The sequence below is a fragment of the Corynebacterium choanae genome (assembly GCF_003813965.1).
Lineage (GTDB): Bacteria > Actinomycetota > Actinomycetes > Mycobacteriales > Mycobacteriaceae > Corynebacterium > Corynebacterium choanae.
Window position 1 is genome coordinate 2,087,116 of the sequence record NZ_CP033896.1, and the last position, 16,965, is coordinate 2,104,080.

Below are 16,965 nucleotides of genomic sequence, written 5' to 3' on the forward strand. Positions count from 1 at the left end.
ATCTCCGGAAGGGGCTGCCAGGCGGTGGACATGCCGCTGGTCTTAGGAGACCAATCCCCCAGAGGTGGCAGCCATTTTTGCCCGCACCCGGGCGATCACCGCATCGACACGGGCACGTTCGTGCAGAAACAGCGGCGGCTGTGATCCGCGCATCGCCCGACAAAACCGGGGATGCGGGGCTGCCACCGTAGCCAACCAGCAGCGCACCGCCTGCTCCACGGCAGTGTTCGCCGTGGCCAGCATTGTTGGGAAGAACACCGCCTCCGGGTCGATACTTGCCACGGCGGCCTGGTCATATACCCATTCGGCCGTGTGCTCCAACACACTTATGACCGCTGCTGTACGACCCTGCAACTGTTCAGCCACCAAATCGGCGTGGGTGATTGTCGTCGGCAACGGGAATTGCTGCTGCAGCGCTGCAGCGTCCAACACCACCGGGGCAGGTTTCTCCCCCAACCCTGGACGGCGACGCGGAATAGTGACTTCGGTCATGCGGGAACCTGATAGTAGTGCCCGCCGCAGCCCAATCAATTCCACAATCGCCGGTCGGGAATCATGCGCCGCCTCGGCAAGAATCTCCCCAAACTCGGCCACCGTATCGTCAACCAATTCCTCGTCATAGTCGGCGACAGCCTGCGCAATATGGTCAATATAGGTGGCGACCTCGTCGCCGATATCCCCAATTTCTTGGGTTAATTCCCGGTGCCGCAACACAGCTGAGTTCAACCGCATCAGCAGCACCTCCACAACATCATCGAATCCATTGCTTCACCCCAGCTGTCACCAGCAGGGCCGCTTTCCGCCACCGCAGCGACAAGGGTTGGTCCACAGCCAAACACCAAGCACCACAGCAAAGCCAATCACCCCACTGCAACACTTGCGAACAAACCCCAATCACGGCCTAGCCACCACCAGCATCTCCCCAAAACACCGATGAAAACTGCTGATCAAACACAATATTGTCAGCGTCGTTACACATGGTGTGCGGGTTGATAGCTGCGGCACCATAAACCGGTGACACTGGAAGAAAACTTTAAAACAATCCACCCTCCAAGTGGCGGATCAGAGTACTCTCGGCGCGCCGCCGAAGACCAACTCGCCAAATCCCGACTGTGCGGACGTACACCTCAGCAAGAACCCACCTGTTTGCGAGGGCCTCCGGGAAGGATAGTGGATGGCCACGGCGCAAACAGGTGGGTGGGAGGATAACAACCTTCCTGCGGAAAAGTTCATTATCCGGCCCAAAGCAGGGTTGGGAGCAGTTCACCTGGGAGTACAACTCGACCGAGCAGCGAACACCCTGCTACGCAGCAGTCTAGTAGCTTGCCCACCTTCTGCGATACATCATGGCAACGAGATTGACACAGCACAGCACCTACCCCGCCAACCATCCCCTGTCCTCCCCACTCCCCCTCCTACGGCAACAAACCCCATTCCCGGTGGACATCGCCACCATTTCCGCCCCTGCACAACAGCTATCGTCCCTGCACAACAAGAAACCCCGATAGTTTCTTTGACAAATATCTTGATCCACCTAAGTGCGGGTAGTCCCGGGCAAGTGCAAATCACCCACTCTGGTTTCTGTTGCTCACATCACGATCAGCACACACCTCACACCGCGCCACGCCCAAACAACCGTCTGCCAACACAACACAACCCCGTAGCTGGGTGTGCCGCACACACAGCTACGGGGCGATCCAACAAGCAACCTTGACCTGCTGCCAACTAGCGGCGCTTATATAAAAACGCGATCTCCTTAGCGAACCGCTGCGTCACCACATTGCGCTTAATTTTCATCGTCGGAGTTAATTCGTTTTCCTCCTCCGACAAATCCCGGTCAAGAATATAGAACCGCTTAATCGACTCAGTATGTGACACTGTCGCATTTGCATTATTTACCGCGTCTTGGATCTCGGCTCGCAATACCGGATCGGTGACCAAATCAGACACCGACTTGTTCGCCGCAATCCCACGGCCAGACTTCCATTTGCCCATCGCCTCTTCGTCTAACGCAATCAACACCCCGATAAACGGTTTACCATCACCTACCACCAGCGCCTGCGAAATCAGCGGGTGACTGCGCAAATGATCCTCCAACGGGCCTGGGGAGACATTTTTACCGCCCGCGGTAACAATGAGATCCTTCTTACGCCCGGTGATCACCACATGGCCAGTAGGTCGGATTTCCCCCAGGTCGCCGGTGTTAAACCAACCATCGGCATCAATCGCCTCCCGGGTGGCATCCGGATTATTCCAATAGCCGTCAAAGAGCATCTCCCCTTTCAGGCAGATCTCACCGTCTTCGTTGATTTTCACCGCCATACCACCGACCGGACGGCCTACTGTGCCGATGATGTTGTCGTCAAAGTTGACTGCTGCTGCCGCAGTTGTTTCCGTCAAGCCGTAGCCCTCGTACACGGTAACCCCCATGCCCCGGAAGAAATGCAGCAAATCTGGGCTCATCGCCGATCCCCCAGAGATCGCATACTGCACACTCGCGCCCATAGCGTCCCGAATCTTGGAATAGATCAGCTTGTCAAACCCTGCATGTTTCAACCGCAACGCCCGGGACGGCCCCTCCGGGGTATCAAGTGCCCGCGAATATTCTTGCGCACACTTTTCAGCTGCAAGAAACATTGCCCCCTGCACCGGCCCTTTATCCATCGCATTGGAGTATGCGCCGTTGCGAACTTTTTCAAAGACACGCGGCACACCCAAAATAAGGTTCGGCCGGGCACGCTGAAACTCTACCGACAGCGACGAAAAATCAGACCAGTGCGATTGGCTTGCCCCCGAGATGGCGATCGCCAGCGACACTGCCCGGGAAAACACATGCGCCAGCGGTAGGAAGGTCAACACTCGCGAACCCGGACGGGCAATATTGCCGATCGGATGGGTGAGCAGACCACGCACCTCGGAAAGCCAGTTACGGTGCGTAAGCCGGCAGCCCTTTGGCCGCCCCGTGGTGCCGGAGGTGTAGACCAGCGAAGCGAGATCGTCGGCGGTAGTGGCACGAATCCGTTCCCACACTTCATCGTCGCTCACACCGCGACCTTCAAACTTCAAAATATCGATTGCTGCCGCATTGAACTCTAAAATTCGACGCAGTCGTGACTTACTGCTCCGCAGATCCGGGGTGCCGCTTGGACCGATTTCTAAATGCTTCATCAAATCGGTGTGTTCCACAGTCTCGGTCACTGCAAACACCGCACCGGAATCTTCAATAATCCACTGGATCTGACTAAACGACGACGAACCGTAGATCGGCACAGACACTGCCCCAGCCGCCCAAATCGCAAAGTCAAGCAGCGACCACTCGTAGCGGGTTTCGCTGAGTAACGCGACCCGATCCCCAAGCTCGACCCCGTTTGCAATCAACCCTTTAGCGACAGCAAACACCTCATCAACAAACTCCCGGGCGGTAACATCGACCCATTCATAGTTGTCAGGGCGGGTAAACATCACCCCGTATGGCCGCGCCTGCGACAGGGCAATCAGCGAGGTGAGACAGGTTTCATGCGTGCCTACCTCATAGGCCGCGGGGGTTGCGTATTCCTGCACAATGCTTCCTTACAACAAATAATGAGCGAAAAGGGAAAGAGTTACAGCTGTTTTTCCTAGGCAGCGTGCGCCACCGGAAAAACCCAAGAGTATAAGCCACTGAGCGGCAATATGCTTGCGGTGGATCACCCAGGAGTAATCCGCACAATAAAAAACATGGTACAAACCTCCCAATCGCGATAGCTAACCGCAACCATGGGTGCCGCCGCATTGCTGCTCCCCCAACCGGTTCGCACCTAAGACACCACGTCCTCCCTCTGACAAACACCGACACGCAATGGAGCCAACCGTGGCATCCGGAACCGTTACCGATCACACAACAGCAATTGCCAACTGGCGGCAGGTTCCCCTCACCGTACACCTGCTACATCTTGCACGCTGGGCAAACACCGCACATCTTGTGGTCAGAATGGGCTAGATCGCACCCCGTCTACCGGCCACCTAGTATGCAATAGCCTTCGAAAAAACACCTGGTTGTGGTTCCGACCAAGCGAACATGGCACACTAACCTATGTGAGTTTCCGTGATGCACTATTCCACCTGGCAGAGCTACAGAACATCTCCACCGGCTATCGGGGTTCCGACGGCAACTGGCATGAAGCCAGCGAAGATACCCTGATAAAAATCCTCGCCGCCCTCGGGGTGCGGCTGGGAACCCCGAGTTCCCCTCCCGACGAGGAAGACGTTGAGCGTGCAATCCAACGCCATTTCGATGATGTGTGTTCTCGTCCACTTCCCCCGTGTGTGGTCACCATCGCCGGCGAACCATGTGTGTTTCCAGTGCATGTACATGAAGGTGAGCAGGCAACAGTCACCCTCGTGTTAGAAGACGGCAGCCAAGCACAAGCCACCCAAGTGGAAAACCACAACGCGCCCCGCCAAGTTGGCGATGTGCTGTGGGGGGAAGCTTCCTTTGCCCTCCCGGAGGATCTCCCCTTGGGTTGGCATTCCATTCGGCTTGAATCAACGAACGTCTCCGACAGTTGCACACTCGTTGTCACCCCTCGCCGCCTCACCACCATGGATCCCTATCTGGACAAGCCTGCGTCAGGGGTGATGGCTCAGCTGTATTCGGTGCGTTCAGCCGGGTCATGGGGCATTGGCGATTTTCAAGACTTAGCTGATCTTTCCGCGCTAACAGCACAGCAAGCACATGCCGACTTTGTACTGATCAACCCACTGCACGCCGCTGAAGCATTCCCCCCAGTGGAAGACTCACCATATCTGCCGACTTCCCGGCGTTTTATCAATCCGATCTATATTCGACCGGAAAACACGGCCGAATATGCGGCCGCCCCACAACCTCTCCGGGACGAAGTAGACGCCCTACAGGCTTCCTGCGGGGATCCCCGCGACCCGGCAGCCCTTTTGCAGCGTGATCAAGCCTACGCGGCGAAACTGCAAGCTCTTCGTCTGCTCTTTGCCGCCGGACTCAGTGACGAGCGTCAAGAAGCCTTTAGCGCCTACTGCGACATGGAAGGCGCTGAACTCGACGGATTTGCCCATTTTTGCGCAAATGCCGAATTCACTGCCCGCGCCGCCGGCCAGCCTGTCGCAGGCATTGACACCCATGCCCCGGTTCCCGCCGAGATCGACGATTCCGCAGAAAATATTCAACGGTCGCAAACCTTCTACAAGTGGCTGCAGTTCTTGTGCGATGAACAACTCGGCGCCGCACAACACTGCGCAACCGAAGCTGGGATGCGCATCGGGCTAATGGCCGACCTGGCAGTCGGAGTACATCCGGCTGGCGCTTCCGCGCACACACTCAACCATGTGCTGGTCGCTGATGCGAGTGTTGGCGCCCCACCAGACGGATACAACCAACAAGGGCAAGACTGGTCCCAGCCGCCATGGCATCCCGTCAAGCTTGCCGAAGCTGGCTACGGCCCGTGGCGCGATATGCTGCGCACCGTGCTGCGCCATGCGGGCGGTATCCGTATCGACCATGTGCTTGGATTATTCCGCCTCTTTTGGATTCCCCGCATGCAATCCCCCCTCACCGGCGCCTACGTCAACTATGACCATGCAGCGATGATCGGCATTGTGGCATTGGAAGCCGAACGAGCCGGGGCGGTAGTCATCGGTGAAGATCTCGGCACCTTCGAACCATGGGTGCAGGAATACCTCAACGATCGCGGTATCGGCGGAACCTCAGTGCTGTGGTTTGAAGGTGATCCCGATGGCAGTGGTGCACGCCGCCAACACAACTATCGGCGGCAAGCACTCACCTCGGTGACCACCCACGATCTGCCACCAACGGCCGGATATTTAGCCGGGGAACATATTCGTCTACGCCACGAGCTAGGAATTCTCACCAGCGATCTGGAAACCGAATATGCTACCGACTTTCATTGGCAAAACACGGTGCTGCAACGGGTGCAGGAAACCGGATGTTTCGCCGACACCAGCTGCGCCGACACTGATTTTCAACATCGTGCCCGACCATCCGACGGCGATGCCCCAAACAGTGCAATGGTTCAAGACCTGCTTGTCGGGGTGCATCGGTTTATCAACGGAACCCCATCCGCACTCGCCTGTACCGCACTGGTGGATATGGTTGGTGACCGGCGCACCCAAAACCAGCCAGGTACGACGAAGGATCTCTACCCCAACTGGTGTATCCCCCTCTGCGACGGCAGCGGAAATCCGGTGTTGGTTGAAGACTTAGCGTCCCACCCGATGTTCCAGGCAATCGCAGCAACGCATCGACAATAGTTCGCCGCAGCAGGTATCCACCCCGGCAGCTGCCGCTGCAAGCAAACACGAGGAAGGAAAATCTCAACCCCGCCGACTAGCAACACCACCACACCACAGGCGCCCATCGCTGCAGACAACAGCGGTAACCTGTGGTGTGGTTGTGGTTAATCCCCGTGGCCAGCACGCCATGTTCTTGTCGCCGGCCAGGCCGTGGTTTTGTCTTAGATCAGGCTAATGAGCCAGCCAATAACCACCAGCAGAATCAGCCCAGCTAAAGCAATTTTCACCCCTGTGACTTTCTTCGGCTGATAGCGGCGACCCGGCTGTACCGGTTGCGGAGAGGTACTGGAAGCTGGTGGGCGGGACGAATCAGCCACGAGGCATGCCTTTCTTCACATCGACATCTATTGGCGATAAACCATTCGGCGGCACTACAACCGCCAAACAGTTCACACGGTTGGCCGAAAGTGTACTCCCCTGCTGTGGGCGCGGTCATCTCACCGGTACCGCGAGAGCATTCGATATTGGAAAAACGAATTGCCGCAACGCCACACGATCTCCGCGGCCGCAGCTTGTTTCACCAAGACGCACCGCCACCCCTGCCAAATAGTTTGGTACCGACGGCTGGGTTTTCGATGAAATTTATCCACGTCCGAAACGATCTGTCGGCGCAGTATCGAGCACAATTCTTACCTGCTGACCGCTGCGACCGGTGTGATCTTGCAAACCCGATGGGCGAGGTTTGGCAAGTTTTCGCTGCCGAATCCCCGCAATCCGCCGCCCCAGACGGATACCCACCACATCAATGAGTCTTTGCCACACCATGGCGATTCCCACACAAAGCACAACGAGCACCACGAAAACAATCGGTGCCTGAATCCACAGCGGTGCGGCAATTAGCCATTGAATAAACGCATCAAGATCGCGCACTGCCCTAAAATCCTCCACCAATGTTGCTTCCAGCGGCCATCGCAACCAACTTCAATAACCGCCGATTAGACCACATCATAGCTGGCTATTTCGTCTGCTGACACACCAAACTCCGCTGGTTTGCCGCAATAATCTCGTCCCAGTAGCGCTCGTGCAGGATCCGCCAGCACACAAAGTGACCATCGCAGAGCCGAAGACAAACACCTCCGACTGCGCAGATACATTGGTGTATCGCCGACAGCGCCAATTAAGGTTGAACCCAACCTGTTTGCCGCAGCAGCGGGTTTAAAGAACACTGCGACGAAGTTGTGGCACCCCGACTGCCAGTCGAACTTGTGAGGACGTCCCATGCCGAACCAACCACGCGAGATAACCGTCACCACCCCGCAAGGCACTGTCGTTGGGGTGAGCGAAGCATCCCGCCACTATTTCTATTCGCTGCCATTCTGCGATATCCCAGCCCCATTCAGTCCGGCGCAACCGGCCACCTTTGACAGCCCGGTTGACTGTCGAACCCCATGGTCACGACAAGTTGCGCTCACTGTAACAACCCCGGTTGGTGCGCTGGCAGCTGAACGCGACACTGCCGAAGGTTTAGCAGATCTTCCAGTAGTGGTGTTTATTCATGGCGGACGTTTCGAATCAGGACATCAAGACCGATATTTCTCAGCCGGAGACTCCTTTGGCACCGATCCGGTGGTGCTTGTCAGCATCGGCTATCGCACCGGTCTGCCCGGCTTCGCGGTAACCGATGATCAGCGGGATCGCAACCGCTACCGGGGCGTCGATGATGTGCTCCTCGGACTCAAGTGGATCGAAGACAATATTGAATATTTTGGCGGTGACCCGAGCAACGTCACGCTCACCGGCCAGTCAGCTGGCGCAGCCATCGCCCTATGGCTGTGTCGCAAAGACCACTACACCGGACTGTTTCGGCGAGTTGTGGCAATGTCACCGGGTTTTCCACGGCAACACTTCGACGAACGCAAAGCAACCCTTCGCAAAGCTGGAATCCGGGATTTTAGCGAAGCTGGACTCAATGCCACCGCCGAACCCGTATTAGCGAAAGCCTACAACCGGCTGCGGAAGAAATATTTTCACGATGCGGCGGTAGGTCCTGCCGGCTTCGACGCGCGGGAACTCATCCCCATCGACATGCTCATCACGCAATGCGCCGACGAATTCACTAACGATCCGAAAGCCGCCAAGCTTGACGGTTGGAAACTCGGCAGCACCGCAGTAGATCTCATGCATAAAACCTTAGGTTTCACCAGCCCAGTCGACGACTATCTGCACTATTGCCGCGCAATTGATAAACAGCATGTTGCCGGCCGTGCAGTAGGTGACTCGGTGATTACCCGATATGTGGATCACACCACCCACCATGCCCCAGGGAACACCTGGCTGCTGCAGTTTACAGGCGGTCAGCTACCTTCCGGTGCAGCACTACCGGCCTGGCATTGCGCCGATTTAGGGATGTTTTTCCCTGATCTGTTGTCCAGTGAACGAATGGGGCGGCTATATCGCGACCAAGCTGCGGCAACGAAAGCCACCGCCGCCACAACCCACACCCTGCTGGTGGATTTCGCCCATGGAATACAGCCGGATTGGCAACCCTTTTCTACGACCAATCCAGTTGCCGCGCAAGTGTCGTTAACCAGCCGTGACGGTGTCCGATCCACAGTAAATGATCCGCTGCAACCTATCCATGCAGCACTGAAACCAATCGCTGAACATACCCCCGCCAGCTCTACCGGTCACTGATTAGCGTCAGCTACCGACTATCACCTGCACTGAAGATACTCAGGAACATCAGCGCAGCTGCCGCTGCAGCTGCCGGGGTGCGCAACCCAACTCTGAAAGCCACCACCGATGGGCTAATTTCACCATTTTTTCTCCCAGTTTTTCTGCTGGCCAAAACCGAGTTACCGCGGCGGGCAAAATTCCCCTACCCTGGAAGTCATGTCGAATCGAGTTCCGCTTCCACCCACACCAAAAGGTAACGTCATCGCTGAACCGCAAGCAGACGACTTCCCCACCCCAGCCCCGGCCCCCGGGGAGGCACCGTGGGAAAAATCCACACCGGAATGGTACAAACAGGCTGTGTTCTACGAGGTGCTGGTGCGGGCGTTTAACGACTCAACCGGCAGCGGATCAGGTGACCTGCGGGGGCTCACTGCGAAACTCGACTATCTCCAATGGCTCGGAGTTGACTGCCTTTGGCTGCCGCCGTTTTATGATTCACCCCTGCGCGACGGCGGCTACGACATTCGCGACTTTCGGAAAGTCCTGCCCGAGTTTGGCACCGTTGAAGACTTTGTAGAACTCGTCGACCAGGCACACCAGCGGGGCATCCGGGTGATCACCGATCTGGTGCTCAACCACACATCAGACACACACCCTTGGTTTATCGAATCGTGCAAACATCCCGACGGTCCATACGGCGACTTTTATGTGTGGAATCAGACCGACACCGCATATTCGGATGCCCGCATTATTTTCATCGATACGGAAACCTCAAACTGGACGTGGAATAAAGAGCGCGGCGCCTACTATTGGCATCGATTCTTCTCACACCAGCCGGATCTCAACTATGAAAATCCCAAGGTGCAGGAAGCAATGCTAGATGTGCTGCGATTCTGGCTGGACTTGGGGCTGGATGGTTTCCGGCTCGACGCGGTGCCATATCTTTTCGAAGAAGAAGGCACCAACTGCGAGAATCTTCCCCGCACCCACGAGTTTTTGCGTCGTTGCCGACAGCTTGTCGACGAAGAATATCCTGGTCGCGTACTTCTTGCTGAGGCAAACCAGTGGCCGGAAGATGTGGTGGAATATTTTGGTGAAACCACCGCCGGCGATGAGTGCCATATGGCATTCCACTTCCCGCTCATGCCCCGAATTTTTATGGCAGTCAGACGTGAATCACGGGCACCGATCAGTGAAATTTTGGCGGCAACTCCCCCAATTCCGGCGACTGCCCAGTGGGGCATTTTCTTAAGGAACCATGACGAGCTCACGTTGGAGATGGTGACCGAAGATGAACGCGCCTACATGTATGAGCAGTATGCAACCCATCCGCGGATGCGCGCCAATGTGGGAATTAGACGCCGACTAGCTCCTCTGCTTGATGGTGATCGAAACCAAATTGAGCTGCTCAACGCGCTGCTGCTGTCACTTCCTGGCTCGCCGGTGCTCTACTACGGTGACGAGATCGGAATGGGCGACAATATTTGGCTGGGTGACCGTGACGGGGTGCGTACCCCGATGCAATGGTCTGCCGACCGCAATGCCGGGTTTTCCACCGCCGATCCGGAGGAGCTGTATTTACCGGCGATCCAAAATGCGAGCTACGGCTTTCAAGCGGTCAACGTTGAAGCACAAATGAAGAGCGAAAATTCGCTGCTGAAGTGGAATCGCGACTTGATCCATGTGCGCAAGCAGCATCCCGCATTCGGGCTGGGAAGCTACCGTGAACTTGCCCACAGCAATGAGGCTGTGTTGGTGTTCCTCCGGGAAACCGATGAGCACACACTTCTTTGTGTCAATAACATGGCTGCCAGACCGCAGTCTGTTGAACTTGATTTGGCCGATTTTATTGGCCGTACCCCCATTGAATTGACCGGGGGCGAAGTCTTTCCTGCCATCGGGGAACACCCGTGGGTGGTGACCCTCGCCCCGCATGGCTTCTTCTGGTTTGAGCTAGCTTCACAGTAGCGACAAGCTTGGCGGCAACCGGTCGGCTGGCCGGACGGATCATGCCGGCTGGCAGCCGGTTGCCACTTTCAACACCTGCTTATCAGCCTGCAAAAGGTGCAATAAGGAGGATTGTTGGGCATGCTTTGGTCTCATTGATTACGCACCGTTTCCTGGTTTGGAGAATATCTTCATGGTTGACGATCACACGCTGGCAACACGTATCGCGGCACAACTGCCTGCGCAGCGCTTTTTTGGTGCCAAATCAGCGACGATTCACACAGTCGAGATAACTGATCGCCAGCCCGGCCCGGCCAACACTCAGTGGGTGTTTGCACAGGTTACTGCCGGCCAACAGCAGGATATGTATCAACTTCTCGTCGATGATGCAGGCCGTGACGTGTTGGGGGATGCACAGTGGCTGAGTGACAATGTTGCCACCGCAGCAGAGCTCCTACCACCCGGCGATCCTGTTGCTGTGCCATCGACAACTACTGCAACACCAACACCTCTCAGCACGCTGTTCGATGATGATTGGACAATTCGACCACTCGGCGCAGAGCAGTCCAATACGTCACTGCTGCTTGTGCATCCCCAAACCGGTCAACCGGTGGCGATGGTGAAGTTTTTCCGGAAACTTGCCCCAGGTCCTAATCCAGAGGTGGAACTTCTCACCGCATTAACAGCCGGTGGCTGTCGCAGCAGTGCCCCGCTGCTGCGCTATGCAAGCTGCACCATTGACTCGCAACCTACCGTGACTGCCGTGGTGCAAACATTTGTTCCCAACGCGCAGGACGGATGGGGATTAGCGGTTAGCGCGAGCCGGGAAGGTGCGTCGTTTGATCGAGAAGCCTTCGAACTTGGCAAGGCAACAGCCGAAATTCATCAAGTACTTGCCGCCCACTTTCCCCCGCAGGATGTACCGGTTGCGACGGTGATTGACCGTTTGCAGCAACGTGCCACCAGGCTTGCCCGCCAAGCCCCTCAGCTTGCAACGATTCTTCCTGCAGTATTAGCCACATATGCGCAGCTTAGGGCCGATACTGTCACCGAGCAGCGTATCCATGGTGATCTGCATCTAGGGCAAACACTGTTAAATGACCAGGGTTGGACAATTATCGACTTTGAAGGGGAACCGGCCAGTGATGTGGCGCAGCGCAGTAAACCTGATGTCGCGCTTCGTGATGTGGCTGGAATGCTGCGCTCATTTGATTATGCTGCACACTTCCCACAAGCCGCTGGGTTGACGAGCACCTGCGATGAGCAATTCGCAACCCAATTTGCCCGGCGGTGCCAGGAGCAGTTCCTTGCCGGCTATGGGGTTGCTTCATCACCGCTGTTGGAAGCGCTCGTGTTGGACAAGGCGCTTTACGAGGTTGCGTATGAGGCAAATAATCGCCCTGATTGGGTCGATATTCCGCTCAGCGCGGTTCGCAATATTATCGGAACGAACCAACAGTTGTAATTCACTATCGCTGCTTACCGTGGCGGTGCGCTAGTGCTGCAACTGGCCTATTGATGCCCATCCTTTAAATGCTTAGGGATCACTGCGTCAACACGCTGCGGGCGCGCTGTGGCAAGGTCTCGAAGCCCGTTACCAGCCCGGTTCACTGATTGCATGCAATTGTCGAATGTGTCTGATATTGCCACTGCCGGTTAAACGATTGCCGCAATGCGAGTTTTTACAGTACGCCAAGTGCGTCACGTAATTCGGCATGTTCGAGTTGCCAGCCCATCCACGGGGAAAACGCCCAGGGGGTAGCTTGCACGGCGGTCCACAACGCCGCCGGATCAACCCACTGCATAGCATCGACTTCACTTGCTTGCGGTTGCACGCTAGCCCCGGCGCGCAGCCTGGTAATAAACACCGGACAGACTTCGTTTTCCACGACCCCGGATGAATCCGTGGCACGATAGTGAAAATCGGGGAGGATACACGCAAACTGCGACAAGTCCGCCGCCGCAATCCCGAGTTCTTCGGATCCGCGACGGGCTGCTGCGTCGGCTGGTTGTTCACCTGGACCGGGATGGCCGCACATGGAGTTTGTCCACACCCCCGGCCAGGTGCGTTTGTGTAATGCCCGTCGGGTGATGAGCAGTTGTCCAGCGTCGTTGAGCACATAGGCGGAAAACGCTAAGTGGAGCGGGGTGTCATCATGGTGCACAGTGGCTTTAGGCCAAGTTCCGGTGGGGGTTCCTGTGGTGTCACACAGAACGACGAGTTCTTCAGTTGATGGGGGTTTGGGGGCGGCGGAAGTCACGTCTGCCACTGTAGCGATTTTTTGCCGTTCTGGCGTATTCGCCGGGTGCTGCGGGTGGGGTGTGGTGTCATCTGGTGCGGTATTCGTGTGATCAATCTGGCACTATAGGGGCAGATGCTTCGCTGGGTCGTGTGTCGGGGCAGCACTAGGTGTCGCGATACCCTGTGGTGTTTTTCCGCGGTAGGCACCGGGTGAGGCGAGGTTATGCGAAATAAGTTGTATGACGCACGTTTGGTGCAGGGAACGGGAGTACGCCGAGATGGCAACACATACCACCTCTTTGGAGGATTATCAGGCGATGTCGGCGGCGGCAGCGTCCGGGGTAATTGGCCGGTACTCGACGAGTTTTTCTTTTGCGACCAGGCTGCTGCCGCAACCGTTACGGACCGATATTCGTAACTTGTATTCGGTGGTGCGTATTGCCGACGAGATTGTCGATGGGACTGCGGCTGCAGCTGGTCTTTCGCAGGAGCAGATCGCTGCTCGTTTGGAAGAGTTTGAGCGGGATACCTATGCGGCGATGGAGTCGGGGTTTTCCACCAATCCGATGTTGCAGGCGTTTGCGGACACTGCCCGGCAATGCCATATTCCGCGGGAGCATATGACGGCGTTTTATGCTTCGATGCGTGCTGATATTACTGCGCGAGAGTTCAGCAAACAGGAGCTGGCGGCCTATATTTACGGTTCAGCCGAGGTGATCGGGTTGATGTGTGTCGCGATTTTCCTGCGAAACCACGTGGTTTCACCGCAGGAGCGAAGCATCCTTGATGCTGGGGCGCAGGCTTTGGGTGCAGCATTTCAGAAAATCAATTTTTTGCGTGACTATGCCGAAGATACGTCACTGTTGGGTCGATCGTATTTTGCTGCTTGGGGAAAGCGTCTTGATGAGCAGCAAAAACAGTTGCTGGTCGAGGATATTCGACAGGATCTACACACAGCGTATGCAACTATTCCTTTGCTGCCGTTTTCCTCGCGGAGTGCTGTGCTTGCAGCATATTATTTCTTTGCCACGTTGACCGACAAGGTGGATCAGACCAGTGTTGCTGTGTTGGAGCAACAGCGGGTGCGTGTCAGCAATCCGGAGAAAATGCGGTTGATCGCCCAAGCAGTACGGCAGGCCGCGGTGATGGGGAAAAAATAGCTAGCTGTGGTGATCGGCGCGTTGAACAGTCAAAAGTTGCTGGCTGGTGAACCGTACCTGTGATGCAACGCGGGAGGCAATCCTGCGTGCCGCGGGTAACGCTAACCGGGATGGATAAGGCAAGTTATGCGCTCATCCACCCCGGTTCATCGTTGGTTGTTGAAGGGTAACCGGTTTTGTTGCCAGGTCTTAGTCCTGTGTGGTCGGCAGATCTTGGAAGAGTGTCTGCGCAACGAAGCCGGTTGCTGTTCGTCGGTGACGGCTGACTCCATGCATGCGATAGGTGCGGTTACTCCTCCCGCACCCAGCTGCCGATCACTGCAGGAGCAGTTCCTTTGGTCGGGGATCCGACAACTGCCTGCCGATTCGGGTCAGCTTCCACTTCGGTGATCATCATTTGTTGTTTCTTTCCGCCTCCACTTTGGGCAGGTGCCATGCCTGCCATCATCGGGGCTCGTGCCATCGTGTTGGCACTGTTGCCGCTGGCTACGCTGACAGCAGGTGAGGCTGCTGCCCCACCACCTGCGGTTGCCGCGGGTGGATTGGTATTGACTACTGGTGTGCCACGTACACCGGTATCCATTGTTGGGGCTGCGATTTTGCCGGGGAGCGCTCCCAATCCGGAAAGTCCGGCTTTGGCTGTGAACAGTCGTTCACCGGAAATCGCTTTCGGACGTTGCAAATTTGGATCCGTACTGGCGTGGCTGCTGTTTACCGCGGATTGTTTGTTTCTTAAATGATCGAAGTTCAGCGATGATCCGCTGTGGGTTTGGGTGAAGCGTTTCGCTGTTGTGTGCTGCGGCTGGTGCAGCATCCCTGGTGGCAGCATGGAAGCTGGCGGTTTACCACTAATATTTGTTGCGCCGAGGGTTGCCGGATCGAGTGGTCGGATGCCGGCGGCAGCTGCTGCAGCGGGAAGCTGTGTGCCGAGTAAACCGATTGCTTGCCGGGAAAGATGCGCCATCATCTCTGGGGCTGCTCTGCCGACCATATTCGCGGCACGCTGAGCAATGCCGACAAGGTTAGGGGCACCGGCCACACCGGGGGTGGAAGCACCTGGGGTGATTGGAGCGTTCAAGCCGGCGGTGGTGGTTTGCGGGGTGATGAGCTGTTCGACGGCCTGTGCAGGATCAGTAATACCGCCGACTGCGTTGCGGACTCCCGCTGCTATCTGCCCGGCAGGATTGCTGTCGAGACTAGGATGGCTGCGAATAAACTCATTGACAGCATTTTCTATGGCTTGCTTATTTGCTGATTTGTCCATGTCAATTCCGCTGTCAGGGAGAATGTTTTTCAACAATCCTTGAACCGCTGGCAGCATGATTTCTTTGCTGCCGGTGACCGCATCAAGCAAACTGCGCAGCATCACCGGCAAGGTGGGACGGTTCGGGGCTGGTGCAGTCAATGATTTTACTGGCGGAATCAGTGCAACACCGAGTGGATTTATCACTGTTTCCATGATCATTGCCCCGATCGAGGCACGATACTGCGGCAGGGTGACAACCAATGGGGTGGCTGCGGCTACTGCAGCGGCATCCGCTGCCAGTACTGTCGCAAGCAGACCTTGGGTGGCTACTACTGCCTGCTGGGCGTAGGCCGACATCACTGAACAATTCGCCGCAACCTGGGTAAGAATTTGCTGCACTTTACTCGTCGCCTGCGTTGCTTGCTCAACAATACTGCCTTGTCCGGCTTTGGGGAGTGTGGCAAAGGCCGTGTGCACGAGTTGCAATACATGCCCGATTTGGGTGGCAGCCTCCCCCCAAGCCAATCCGCTTGCTGCCATTGCTGCCACATTGGTTTGTTGCAGTGCAGTAAACAGCATATCGGTGGGCATGGGTGTGCCAGGTCGTGGTAGTACTGGCTGCAGGGGCGGGATTACCGCATTGGGGCGCGGATGGAGTGAAAGCTCAACGGGTTGCGGTTGGTAGCCGTGTTCAAGGTGGTCGAGCAGATAGGCAAATTCCTTATCGAGACCGGTTATGGATTCAACAGTTGCTTCTAACGTTTCGCCCATCCACTGTAAATCGGAACTGATCGCTTGCATTACCTGTCGCAGGCTTCCAGGACCGCTATCAAATGCCAGTTGGATTTGTTCACCTACCGGCTGCAGCGGCAACAGTGTTGTCCAGGCAAGGGTTGGTTCTGCTGGGCTCCGCGGTATGGCTGCGGCAAGGTCTGCTGCCCGACGTAGAGTGTTACTCACGGTGAGCATGGTGGTCGGCAGCATTTCGAATGAGGCTGTTGTCATAGTGATTCCCCGAGCAAGATGTGATGGGCTGATACGAATTGAGGGATCCCCCCGTACAGCCAGCCGGTTGGGGTAAGGTTGCGATGATTCGCCCCCGCGAACCATCAGCAGTCCCCAGCTGCTATGTGTACAACGCGGATTAGCCATCTGCGGATATCCCCAGTGTGTGTTTCCAGATCGCTAACCGTGTCATTGCTGGTGCCGACAACAGATTGCCCTTGTGGGTTGTGCGGGCATTGTGTTTGGCGCACCCCGTAGCCTGTCGGCCACAGCAATGACTTCCCCATGTTGCGTTTGTTACATATCAACCTTGTGGCCAACCGGCCGGCTGTACCGTGCTTAGACTGCAGGTTGCTGCCCGCTGGTTCCTAGCCGGCATCCCCAATACCCCCGGCAGCTCCCCCCACCTGCGGTGTAGACCTGAATAC

The 16,965-nt window shown here is 56.5% G+C and carries 11 protein-coding genes; 5 read left to right on the forward strand and 6 right to left on the reverse strand.

Annotated features, from left to right (window positions below; genetic code table 11):
• Window positions 1–42: 42 nt before the first annotated feature.
• Together CCHOA_RS07570 and CCHOA_RS07575 are read right to left on the reverse strand one after the other, a co-directional pair.
• Window positions 43–732, reverse strand: coding sequence for a hypothetical protein (locus CCHOA_RS07570; RefSeq protein ID WP_123928989.1), 690 nt, complete (start codon window positions 730–732; stop codon window positions 43–45).
• A gap of 993 nt (window positions 733–1,725) precedes the next feature.
• On the reverse strand, window positions 1,726–3,561 hold the full coding sequence (locus tag CCHOA_RS07575) for an AMP-dependent synthetase/ligase (protein WP_123928992.1): 1,836 nt from the start codon (window positions 3,559–3,561) through the stop codon (window positions 1,726–1,728).
• A 513-nt stretch (window positions 3,562–4,074) separates the two neighbouring features.
• Between CCHOA_RS07575 and malQ the strand changes: the two genes are divergently transcribed.
• Complete coding sequence (gene malQ / locus CCHOA_RS07580) at window positions 4,075–6,279, forward strand: 4-alpha-glucanotransferase (protein ID WP_123928995.1); 2,205 nt, start codon at window positions 4,075–4,077, stop codon at window positions 6,277–6,279.
• Window positions 6,280–6,482: 203 nt separating this feature from the next.
• Here malQ and CCHOA_RS10690 read toward each other — a convergent pair whose 3' ends face one another.
• Window positions 6,483–6,638, reverse strand: coding sequence for a hypothetical protein (locus CCHOA_RS10690; protein ID WP_164472422.1), 156 nt, complete (start codon window positions 6,636–6,638; stop codon window positions 6,483–6,485).
• A 265-nt stretch (window positions 6,639–6,903) separates the two neighbouring features.
• Window positions 6,904–7,191: a hypothetical protein gene (locus tag CCHOA_RS07585; RefSeq protein ID WP_123928997.1), complete on the reverse strand. Its 288-nt coding sequence runs from the start codon at window positions 7,189–7,191 to the stop codon at window positions 6,904–6,906.
• 348 nt (window positions 7,192–7,539) lie between these two features.
• Between CCHOA_RS07585 and CCHOA_RS07590 the strand changes: the two genes are divergently transcribed.
• The 3 genes from CCHOA_RS07590 (at window position 7,540) to CCHOA_RS07600 (ending at window position 12,349) form a co-directional block, all read left to right on the forward strand.
• A complete protein-coding gene (locus tag CCHOA_RS07590; protein ID WP_123929000.1) occupies window positions 7,540–8,955 on the forward strand; it encodes a carboxylesterase family protein in 1,416 nt (471 codons plus the stop codon).
• A gap of 198 nt (window positions 8,956–9,153) precedes the next feature.
• Window positions 9,154–10,905 carry a maltose alpha-D-glucosyltransferase gene (gene treS, locus CCHOA_RS07595; protein WP_123929003.1) on the forward strand — a complete coding sequence of 584 codons (1,752 nt, stop codon included), beginning with the start codon at window positions 9,154–9,156 and terminating at the stop codon, window positions 10,903–10,905.
• A 172-nt stretch (window positions 10,906–11,077) separates the two neighbouring features.
• A complete protein-coding gene (locus CCHOA_RS07600) occupies window positions 11,078–12,349 on the forward strand; it encodes a phosphotransferase (RefSeq protein WP_123929006.1) in 1,272 nt (423 codons plus the stop codon).
• Window positions 12,350–12,566: 217 nt separating this feature from the next.
• Here CCHOA_RS07600 and idi read toward each other — a convergent pair whose 3' ends face one another.
• Window positions 12,567–13,145 (reverse strand): isopentenyl-diphosphate Delta-isomerase, encoded by a 579-nt coding sequence (idi, locus tag CCHOA_RS07605; protein ID WP_123931031.1) that lies wholly within the window; start codon window positions 13,143–13,145, stop codon window positions 12,567–12,569.
• A 259-nt stretch (window positions 13,146–13,404) separates the two neighbouring features.
• Here idi and CCHOA_RS07610 point away from each other — a divergent pair, with 259 nt between their 5' ends.
• On the forward strand, window positions 13,405–14,286 hold the full coding sequence (locus CCHOA_RS07610) for a phytoene/squalene synthase family protein (RefSeq protein ID WP_206425780.1): 882 nt from the start codon (window positions 13,405–13,407) through the stop codon (window positions 14,284–14,286).
• A gap of 289 nt (window positions 14,287–14,575) precedes the next feature.
• On the opposite strand, the gene CCHOA_RS07615 is transcribed toward CCHOA_RS07610, so the two are convergent.
• Window positions 14,576–16,537, reverse strand: a complete 1,962-nt coding sequence (locus CCHOA_RS07615; protein WP_206425781.1) for a hypothetical protein — start codon at window positions 16,535–16,537, stop codon at window positions 14,576–14,578.
• Window positions 16,538–16,965 lie beyond the last annotated feature (428 nt).